This window comes from Thioflexithrix psekupsensis, from assembly GCF_002149925.1.
Classification (GTDB): domain Bacteria; phylum Pseudomonadota; class Gammaproteobacteria; order Beggiatoales; family Beggiatoaceae; genus Thioflexithrix; species Thioflexithrix psekupsensis.
The window spans coordinates 2501-4472 of record NZ_MSLT01000026.1; the positions used below are offsets into that span (position 1 = coordinate 2501).

At 52.2% G+C, this 1972-nt stretch carries 1 rRNA gene (only partly in view); it reads left to right on the plus strand.

Features of this window, described 5'->3' with window-relative positions:
- A 23S ribosomal RNA gene (locus tag TPSD3_RS17175) occupies window positions 1–1972 on the plus strand; its annotated part reaches 331 nt to the left of the window's first position; the annotation flags it as partial.

A 1972-nucleotide genomic window follows, 5' to 3' on the forward strand; every position in this document is an offset into this window, starting at 1 on the left:
AGGCAAACATAAAACGATAGAACTAAGCATACATAGAGTAAGGCGGGACACGAGAAATCCTGTCTGAACATGGGGGGCCCATCCTCCAAGGCTAAATACTCGTTATCGACCGATAGTGAACCAGTACCGTGAGGGAAAGGTGAAAAGAACCCCAGCGAGGGGAGTGAAATAGACCCTGAAACCGTGTGCGTACAAGCAGTGGGAGCATTTGAAGAAATGTGACTGCGTACCTTTTGTATAATGGGTCAGCGACTTACTGGCAGTGGCAAGCTTAACCATCAGGTAGGCCTAGCGAAAGCGAGTCTGAATAGGGCGTTAAGTCGCTGTCAGTAGACCCGAAACCGGGCGATCTAGCCATGAGCAGGATGAAAGTCGGGTAACACCAACTGGAGGTCCGAACCCACGTCTGTTGAAAAAGACGGGGATGACTTGTGGCTAGGAGTGAAAGGCTAATCAAGCTCGGAGATAGCTGGTTCTCCTCGAAAGCTATTTAGGTAGCGCCTTGCGTTTTACTCTCGGGGGTAGAGCACTGTTTGGGCTAGGGGGGCATCTCGCTTTACCAACCCCATGCAAACTTCGAATACCGAGAAGTACCATCGCAGGAGACACACGGCGGGTGCTAACGTCCGTCGTGAAAAGGGAAACAACCCAGACCGCCAGCTAAGGTCCCCAAATGAACGCTCAGTGGGAAACGATGTGGAAAGTCACAGACAGCCAGGAGGTTGGCTTAGAAGCAGCCACCCTTTAAAGAAAGCGTAATAGCTCACTGGTCGAGTCGGTCTGCGCGAAAGATATAACGGGGCTCAAGCGTTCTACCGAAGCTGCGGATGCCGTAAGGCATGGTAGGGGAGCGTTCTGTAAGCCTGTGAAGGTCTGCTGTGAGGCAGACTGGAGGTATCAGAAGTGCGAATGCTGACATAAGTAGCGATCATGCGGGTGAAAAACCCGCACGCCGAAAGTCCAAGGTTTCCTGCGCCACGTTAATCGACGCAGGGTGAGTCGGTCCCTAAGGCGAGGCAGATATGCGTAGCCGATGGAAAACGGGTTAATATTCCCGTACTTTGCTGCACTGCGATGAGGGGACGAAGAAGGCTAAGTCAGCACGCGATTGGTTGTGCGTGTTTAAGGTGGTAGGCAGAATCGGTAGGCAAATCCGCTGGTTTAATGCCGAGAACTGACGACGAGTCTCGTTTCAGAGACGAAGTGACTGATGCCCTGCTTCCAAGAAAAGCCTCTAAGCTTCAGGTGTAGTAGAACCGTACCCCAAACCGACACAGGTGGACAGGGTGAGAATCCCAAGGTGTTTGAGAGAACTCGGGTGAAGGAACTAGGCAAAATAGCACCGTAACTTCGGGAGAAGGTGTACCTTCTGGATGAACCCTGCACAGGGGAAGTCTAAGAAGGTCGCAGTGACCAGGTGGCTGCGACTGTTTATTAAAAACACAGCACTCTGCTAACACGAAAGTGGACGTATAGGGTGTGACGCCTGCCCGGTGCTGGAAGGTTAATTGATGGGTTAGCGAAAAGCGAAGCTCTTGATCGAGCCCCAGTAAACGGCGGCCGTAACTATAACGGTCCTAAGGTAGCGAAATTCCTTGTCGGGTAAGTTCCGACCTGCACGAATGGCGTAACGATGGCCACACTGTCTCCACCCGAGACTCAGCGAATTGAATTTGCGGTGAAGATGCCGTATACCCGCGACTAGACGGAAAGACCCCATGAACCTTTACTATAGCTTTACACTGGACTTTGAACCGACTTGTGTAGGATAGGTGGGAGGCTGTGAAACACTCACGCCAGTGCGTGCGGAGCCAACCTTGAAATACCACCCTGGTCTGTTCGGGTTCTAACTTGATACTGTTACCCAGTATAAGGACCGTGTATGGTGGGTAGTTTGACTGGGGCGGTCTCCTCCCAAAGAGTAACGGAGGAGTGCGAAGGTACCCTCAGCGCGGTCGGAAATCGCGCATTG